Annotated in this window: 6 protein-coding genes; all 6 read right to left on the reverse strand. The window is 43.7% G+C overall.

The window, feature by feature from the left end; genetic code table 11:
* Positions 1 to 257: 257 nt before the first annotated feature.
* Positions 258 to 1,421, reverse strand: coding sequence for a T9SS type B sorting domain-containing protein (locus tag ACYZZR_RS13155; RefSeq protein ID WP_461534471.1), 1,164 nt, complete (start codon positions 1,419 to 1,421; stop codon positions 258 to 260).
* 182 nt (positions 1,422 to 1,603) lie between these two features.
* A complete protein-coding gene (locus tag ACYZZR_RS13160) occupies positions 1,604 to 2,506 on the reverse strand; it encodes a hypothetical protein (RefSeq protein ID WP_461534472.1) in 903 nt (300 codons plus the stop codon).
* 34 nt (positions 2,507 to 2,540) lie between these two features.
* A complete protein-coding gene (locus ACYZZR_RS13165) occupies positions 2,541 to 3,869 on the reverse strand; it encodes an immunoglobulin domain-containing protein (protein ID WP_461534473.1) in 1,329 nt (442 codons plus the stop codon).
* An 88-nt stretch (positions 3,870 to 3,957) separates the two neighbouring features.
* Entirely contained in the window at positions 3,958 to 5,901 is a 1,944-nt protein-coding gene (locus tag ACYZZR_RS13170) for an OmpA family protein (protein WP_461534474.1), read from the reverse strand.
* 11 nt (positions 5,902 to 5,912) lie between these two features.
* A complete protein-coding gene (locus tag ACYZZR_RS13175) occupies positions 5,913 to 6,845 on the reverse strand; it encodes a PorP/SprF family type IX secretion system membrane protein (RefSeq protein ID WP_461534475.1) in 933 nt (310 codons plus the stop codon).
* Positions 6,846 to 6,921: 76 nt separating this feature from the next.
* Positions 6,922 to 8,803, reverse strand: a 1,882-nt coding sequence (locus ACYZZR_RS13180) for an Ig-like domain-containing protein (protein WP_461534476.1), incomplete at its 5' end; no start/stop codon positions are given.

Raw genomic sequence — 8,803 nt, forward strand, 5'->3', positions numbered from 1 at the left:
GAAATTCTTTGTAATTTCATAGACACGTAGAATAGAAAAACCCCGTTTTTTGGCACTTTGGCCAATTTTCGGGGTTTTGTTTCTCTAAATTACGGATTAATTCACTGAATTACAAATGTTTATTTAATTCTGAATGTACCTGATTATTCTTCAACACATTACACCTTAATTTACAAACTCATTTCTGCTGTATAAGTGATTACCTTTACACCAAACGTAATTACTTATACGGCATAAATCGGCACTCTTTACTGGATTTATCTGGCTATAAACAGCCATCCTGTAAGTGGGGTACTACCGTCGCCGAGGTCTAATACATAGTAATAGGTACCTGCTGGCAGTTGTCCGTCTCGGGCCACAGTATTTTTGACATTAGACTCTCCTTTCCAACCATTGTCATACCCCTTTGTTTGATATACCAAATTCCCATATCGATTGTATACTTCTAGTTTGTTGTTGGGGTATAGAGCTATACACTCCACTCGGAAAGTATCGTTGACACCGTCGTCATTTGGAGAAAACAGATTGTACACTTTTAAGCAAGACGGAACTACTGTAGCTACCGCTTCGTTGTTGGCTTCATTAGTATCTGTCGGATCTGAATTTACCAATCTAGCTATATTGGTATGTTCCCCCTGTTGCAATACTCGGGCATACACTTTCAATTCTGCTTCTTGCATACCTTCCAGACGGGGAATCTCCCATATTCCGGAGCCTGTGCTGTAATTTCCTTTATCCACTCGGTGTAAACGATAATCAAAACCCGAAGGTAATCTATCGGCTATCACTATATCTCTTACCGCAATATCGCTTTTATTGGTCACCCCTACCGTAAAGACCACTTCGGTTCCGGACATGGGATTGGGATTATCCACAGTTTTACTAAGTTCTAGATCCGGACAATAATCGAGGTGTACTGTAACACCAAAGCGATTCTGACTCTCGTAGTTTCCGCTAACTGCAACCGCATAATAGGTCTTCCCATCTTGCAGCAGCTCGTTTGTCAAAAGCTTATTCCCTCCCGATTCGGAGTCGTACCATATCACCTCTTCCCCTTCAACTGCTATATCGGCGATATTAGGTAAAAGCATAGCGCAAAAATATTGATCTCTTTGTCCAGATGGCGGCAATAAGGCTCCTGAATAGCGTATCACGACCTCTTTGGAAAGCTCAGACTGACAACCTTCGGAATTAAACGACAGCACTGTATATCGTCCCTGCTCCCTGGCCTCATACACCGCATTAACCGCTCCGTCTATCTCCTCTCCATCGCGGTACCATTGATAGCTGACCGCTCCACTGGAAGCCGCGGTAAGCTGCACCACAGTTCCGGGGGCAATCCGAACCAGATTGTCCTCTTCCTGAGCCACCGCAAATTGCCAGCAACAAAAAAATACTATCAAAAAGCTTCTGATACTCATATTAGAAGACGGATAAAAATTATATACTACAAAGACTATAGCGATAGCCCCGCCCCCCACTTCTATTATATGTAGAGCAAGGAGCAGTACCACCCATACCGATCAGACTAAGACAGTCTGAACAAAATCTATCTGAAAAACAGCTAAGACCCAAACAGTCTTACTGCTTATTCGAGTTTATATTAGTCTACCGATGAAATAGAAATAGTAGGCGCTCCCGGAATTGGTGTCACTACTATTGTCAAAGGAGTTCCGTCGGTGTTTTCTACCTGATTAGTATAAGTGAGATAATCTCTATCATCATTGTCTTCTTTAATACTATCCACATACTTTACCTCCACATAAAAGGTATAGCTTCCGGCCTGATCAAGGTCTACAGAATAATTCTCTGTAGTAGTTTCCAAATCAATAGGATTATCCGTATCTCCATCTTTAACCGCAAACCATTGGTAAGTCACTGCAAAAGCTTCTCCCAAGGGATTGGTATACCCATTGGCATTAGCGCTATAATCGGCTGTAACACCACTTACAGACAACTCGATAGGAGTCATAGATGCGAGATCGGCCAAACAGTACCCGAGCGGATTTCCCTTATCGTCAAAAGCGGTTTCTACAGTAAGTGGAGGCAACACAAAGATGATGATGTCTTGAAATTCTTCAGATTGACAGATCACACTGCCGTCGTTTACCAGACCGTAGACTCTAAACTTGTGATAACCCGGAGCCAGCCCTGTACGCGTCAGTGTTGCGGCAGTTTCTCCGGTAATTACATTCTCGGTTTCACTGCTTCCGTCTGTGGCAATATTATACCATTCATAAGACGTAAAAGTATTGCCGTTTCCATCATCCAAACTCGCCGTTAAAGTAAGCGAAGGACCATCGGTGGCGGGATTGTAAAACAGTACGGCTTGGTCTAATACAGTTACGGAGCCGGTATTGTTGTTAAGGGTTCCCACATTCAAATCTGCAGGAGTGCTTATAGTAGCAGCCGGTTGAGGCGCTACTATTTGTGCTGCAGTCGGTATTGCAGCCATGACCATCATAGCTATGATACCATTTTTCAATAATAAAGTAATTTTTTTCATAGGTTGTTGTTTTGTTTTAGGTTGTTATACATTTTTAATCGTTCTCGTTTAGTATGCTTATCTCGGGACTGCCGTAATTGGGCGAGACATAAACCCTAACTGAGGCACGAGCAGATTCGTCGGTACAGCCCTGTCTGGATTCGGCGAGATAATATGTGGTTGTTTCTAAGTCGGCGATATTAAATGAAGTTCCCGTATACAAGGGTGTAGTTCCTGTTTCCGTAGTATACCAACGGTATTCCGAACCGGCTACAGGATTGGCTACACTGAGCGTGACTTCATCTCCGTAGCAAATATGTAGTTCGTCATCTTCTAAATTGGGAGCTGTTATTTTGGGAGCTTGGGGAATAATGTGGATTTCATATACCCGAAGTGCTGAAAGAACAGTTGCCAAGCCATCACCTATAGAAACCTGTATACGGTTAAAAGGAAAATCAACAGGATAAGTAATTGCTCCTGTATCACTATCCCCAGAGAGTAGTTTAAGACTAAGCACATTGGCATCCAAATCTAAGGGCTCTGTCTCCTCTTCATTATCCACATACGCTTTTATTTGTAGGTATTTAGATAGCAATTCAAGACTCAATAGTCCCCCCGGATTTTGAATCACCACACGAAGAGAGTCTCCGGGCATAGTGGTTATCGGATATAAAGTAGTTAAGTGCATTTTCCCTACAACACTCGCCGTAGAATATAATTCGGCAAAGCTGGTATCATCTCCATCCACAGCGTATTGAGGGTTTATAACAGAATTCACTCCCCCAACTATACTCGCCTCACTTCCCCATAAGACATCAGACGCTGCATTGCAAATTATACCCGTAGAAGGTTTGTTGAAATAGGCTTCATATATCCTAATCCCTCCACCTAAAGCAGCACCACTGTAGTATACTCGAACACTATCATAAGGTTCTCCCGGGGCAGGCAATACTATATCTGCCTGATCTTCACCAGCCAAAAGCCCAATTAACGTATTAAGTGTATACTTTTCTCCTACTTCATCATTCCCATTATAAGCTTGTAAACTCAAACTATTCCCCAGCCCTAATAAAGCAGCGGATGTTCCTATTTTTATATGTACCGGATCATTTGGTCCGGGTAGCTCAGAAGTAAAATTTAATTTTTGCCATACACTCCCCACTACAGTAATACTCATAGTAGAGTAGGTGTCCTTATTCCTATCTACTGCATTCCCAGCGTTAGCAACCATACTCAACAACCCACCCCCACTAGTTTGCGTTTCTGCATAAACCCTTTCCTGTGCCTGTTGTGCCCATAGGGATGAAGTGGCCGTATTGAAAAATGCGGTGCAGCATATCAGGCAGAACAAGCCTGTAATTGGATGGGGTATTTTGCAGTACATCAGGTTGGTTGGTTAAATACGGTGTGTGGCATAAAGTGGAGCCACACACCGTATAAGGCATTGTATGCCGCGGTGTAATACCGCTAAACTACTTCTCTATGATAATAAAATCCGATCTACGGTTTTCCGCATGATCTTCGTCTGTACACTGGCTGCAAACTTCGCATATCACCTTGGGGCGATCTTCTCCATATCCGATAGCGCTTTCTATACGCGACGGGTCTATTTGGCCTTGCTCCAATATATATTTCTGAGTCGATTTGGCTCTGAGGTCGGTGAGTTTTCTGTTGTAATCGGCACTACCTCGGCAATCGGCATGTGATTCGATCTTGATTTTCACATCGGGAAACTGATTCATCACATAGATTACCTTGTTGAGTTCTTCGGCGGCTTGTGGAGTGATCTTCGCGCTGTCGAACTCAAAATAGATGGGGTTGACATCTATTTTTTCCTGCTCTTTTTCCTTTACGATCAGGTCGTCAAAATTAGTCAGTTCAAAATCCACTCCGGTCAGCTCGTCACCATCCACTTCACCGGTAACTACTTTTCGTTCTTCGGTGGTGTAATTCGGTTTGTGTGCCTTAAAGGTATAAGTATTTTCACAGGGCACTTTCAGCTGATAGGTACCGTCTACTTCGGTAGTAGTTTCGGCTACGAGATCACCAAATTCGTCGTATGCTTTTACACTTGCACCTTCTAAGGCGAGTTGGGTGTTTTTGTTGGTTACCTTTCCAGACACCAATTGGTCGCAGGGTTCTTTTTCCTTGGTAAAGTAGTAGATATCGTCATCGCCCTTACCTTCCAGTCTATTGGAAGAAAAGTAGCCATAGGTTTGGGTAGAGTCCATCACAAAGGAAAAGTCGTCCTTATTGCTGTTTACCGGTGCACCCAGGTTTTTAGCCTTGCCAAACTCGGGCTTGTCTTCTGCGGTTTGTTCGCTTACAAAAACGTCTAGTCTACCCAATCCGTAATGTCCGTCGGAAGAGAAATACAGCTTACCTTCTCTGTAGTAGGGGAACATTTCTTTTCCTGCGGTATTGATTTCCCCTCCGAGGTTTTGCGGTTCTGAGGTCACATTTCCCTCTTCGTCCATCTCCACCACATAAACATCGGTATCTCCGAATCCACCCGGCATATCGGAGACGAAGAACATCCACTTACCATCGTGGCTCATACAGGGGTGTCCTACGGAATAATCCACACTGTTAAAGGGCAGGCTTTCGGTTTTTGTAATTTCACCCTCTTCAATAGTTCCTTTAATAATATGGAAATTATTGGTTCCGGAATTGTCTTTTATCAGTCTGTTTTTATTCTTTACGATATTGGTGGTGTAGTAAATATACTTCAGATCGGGTGAAAAGGTGATGGTTGCATCGTGATATCTCGACTGAATATCTGTCAAAAAGATATCCACATTCAACAGTTCTCCGTCGGTTGCATTTCGCTCTCCGGCATAGAGATCAAGGAAGGGTTGTTGATTCCACACATAGAGTGTATAACTGGGTTTTCTGGTCGAAGAAAACACCACCTTATCTCCGTAAAACGTAGCGCCAAATTCAGATCTAGGCGTATTGCTTTCCAGGTTGTAAATGGTATACAGCGAAGGTACTTGTGCTAAGCTATCGAGACGTGCTTTTTGCTCTGCATATCTAGCTATTTCTTTTTCATCTCCTTTATTTGAGAGGTGTTCTTTCATCAAGTCGGCTGCCTTGTCGTATTCTCCGGCACCTTTAAGCGCGTGAATATAACGGCTAAAATGATGCTCCGACATTCCTTCTCGTTGCTGTTCATACAATTTGTCGTAATACTTTACCGCACTGGTATCCCTATTGATAAAATAGTAAGAATCTGCAAGGTTTCCCAACACTTCCTGAGAAGGCGAATTTGTTTGTTGTATATATGCTTCATAAGCCTGAGCAGCTTCTACATAAGCGAGATCTCTAAACAGGCGGTCGGCCTTTTTAGGTTGCTGTGCAAAAGCAAGACTCACACAAAACAGTAAGCTCAGCGTACAGTATAATTTTCTCTTCATAACGATTCGATTTAGAAAAATCTCGGTGACTTGATACGACTTGATCGGAACGGCACCTGATATCGCAGTATAATCTCGTGTGATCCGTCGTTATACCGGTTAAAATGAGTGGTTGTATAATCGTAGGCATACCCCACAAAAAACGATGATGAAATTTGGAATCCGGCCAGGGCACTTACCGAATCGTCCCATCGATAAGACAATCCGAAATTAAACCTTTCGTGCAGGAGGAAATTAGCTGAGAGGTCTACCGATATCGGAGCTCCTCTAACAATTTTCAACATAGTAGCCGGTTTGAACATCAACGAAGGCGAGAGTTCGAAAACATAACCTCCGGTGAGATAATAGTGCAATCGATCTGTTCGCACCCCTCCTTCTTCCATATCGTCGTAGTAATCGTATTTCAAAAAGCTAGGCACTGAGAATCCGACATACCATTTATCGGTATAGTAAAAAACTCCTGCTCCAGCCATAAAGTGTGTTTTATTTACATTCTGACCAAACAGCGGATCGTTTGGATCTTTAAAACTCCCTTCACTCCAATCGATATCGAGTATACTCAAACCAGCTTTTACTCCAAAGGACAGTTTTGAGAAATAACCGGTTTGAATGGTATAAGAAAAGTTTCCGTCCAAAAATATTTCTCTGGAAGGACCTAATTTATCCATAGCCGCATTAAATCCCAGGCCAATTTTTTCATTGCTCAAGGGCGAATGCAAACTAAGTGATTGCGTTTGCGGAGCACCGTCGATACCTGTCCACTGCGATCGGTGTAACAAGCTAGCTTCGAGGGTTCCTACAGATCCGGCATAGGCCGGGTTAAAGCTCATCATATTATACATATACTGAGTGTACTGCGGGTCTTGTTGCGCTCTTGTCGTCAGAGCGGCAAGCATACATATCAGTATAATGCAATGGCCTTTTTTGATATCTGAAACTTTCATTTGCGTATATTTTTTTGTTTAGTTGGGTTTAATGAGTTAAAGAGGGGTGCATGCTCACCCCTCTTTAAGGGTTGTTTTATCTCGCTATATAAAGCCATCCTGATTTCTTGATTCCTGTTCCTGTATTGAGAACATAATAATAGGTTCCTGCAGGAAGCTCATCTTTTTCAGCTCCGGCTCCGCTCTTATTAGCTATTCCTTCCCAATCGTTGTTATAACCACTTGTCTTATAGACCAGATTTCCATATCTGTTATATATCTCAAGGGTATTGTTGGGATAGAGCTGAATTCCATCTATCACAAAAGTGTCATTAAACCCATCACCGTTCGGTGAGAACTCGTTGTACACGATAAGCGTCAGCGGTTCTACAGCCACCTGAGCGGTATTGTTGTCCAGATTAGCATCTAGAGGAGACGAGCCTTCTATGGTCACTACATTCAAGTACTCAGCTCCGGCTACGGCTATCACTTTTGCAGTAACCGTAAGGGTTTCACTACCGTTTTCTCCGATATGACCTATGGTCCATTTTTCGGTTACCGAACTGTAATCGCCCATACTAGCTGAAGCATCTACAAACTCATAGCCTGAAGGAAGAACCTCGCTCACTACAATATCGGAGAACACTTGGTCGCCATTATTTGTCACCGTTATGGTAAACACCACATTGTCGTCGAAAGTTGGCGTAGGCTCATCTACTGCTATGCTGATAGTGAGGTCAGAATTAGAGGTTACATCTAAGGTAACCAGCGCAGTATTAGACACTCTACCATCGGTATCTGCCACGGTATATTCGAAGCTATCTTCTCCCATAAAGCCAGCATCCGGAATATAATCTACAGTTCCGTCTGCATTTACTGAATAGGTACCTTGAGTGGGCTCTGTAACGATTACCACAGTTGCAGGGTCTATAGGTGCACTTCCTTCTGCATCGTTATCCAATACAGCTACCCTCACAAAACTGTTGGGGTTTACCTGTACCATATCGTCATTGGCTATTGGTCCGGTAGGTGCGGGAACTATATTAATAGTCACTGTAGCCACATTCGATTCGAAGCCATCTACATCTTTTACGGTATAGGTAAAGCTATCGGCACCTTCGTAGCCCGACTCAGGAGTATAAGTCACCACTCCGGTTGCGGCATCTACAGCGAATGTTCCGTGTTGCGGTGCAGTAGCTATAGTAACCGAGGCAAAATCCAGTGCAGCATCTCCAGCCACATCATTGGCCAGAATATCGATATCTACAGCAGTATCTACAATAGTCTCGGCAGTATCGTCGTTGGCTACGATCAACTGACAGTCGTCTCTCGCCACAAAAGTTATCGCCTTGCGGTCGGCCTCTGCGGTTTCGCAATAACCGTCGCCGCTCACGCCTACACTATAGGTATGAGTACCTGCAGTAAGATTGTCGAGCGTAAGTATTCCGTTTTCTCCTCCGGCTACAGGGTTACCTGCTTCGTCGTACCAATGGAATACTGCATTGCTTATCGTACTTCCGGCAGTAAGGCTAGCCGTGATAGTAACTATCGGATTTACATTGAGACATACTTCGCCGTCACCATTTACAGTTTCTACAATAAGATCTGCAATATCAGTACCAGGTACCGTAGGCAATACCTCAAAGCTAACGCTCTTGCGATCGCCCTCGGCAGTCTCGCAGTATCCGTCGCCGCTGGCGCCTACACTATAGGTATAGGTACCAGGTGTAAGATTACTCAATTCAAGGGTTCCATCCTCTCCGCCAGTTAAAGCATCACCATTAGCATCATACCAGTGGAATACAGGATTAGTCACCGTACTAGCTGCGGTAAGCGCTGCAGTAAGGGTAGCAGTACCTGAAGGATCCACACAAAGAGTATCGTCGTCATTCAATCCGCTCACCACTATTTCAGCGAGATCATCTCCGGGTACAGTTGGCATCACCTCAAAGCTAACGCTCACGCGATCGGCCTCGGCA

Origin of the sequence: Sinomicrobium sp., assembly GCA_029266035.1 — a bacterium.
Lineage (GTDB): Bacteria > Bacteroidota > Bacteroidia > Flavobacteriales > Flavobacteriaceae > Sinomicrobium.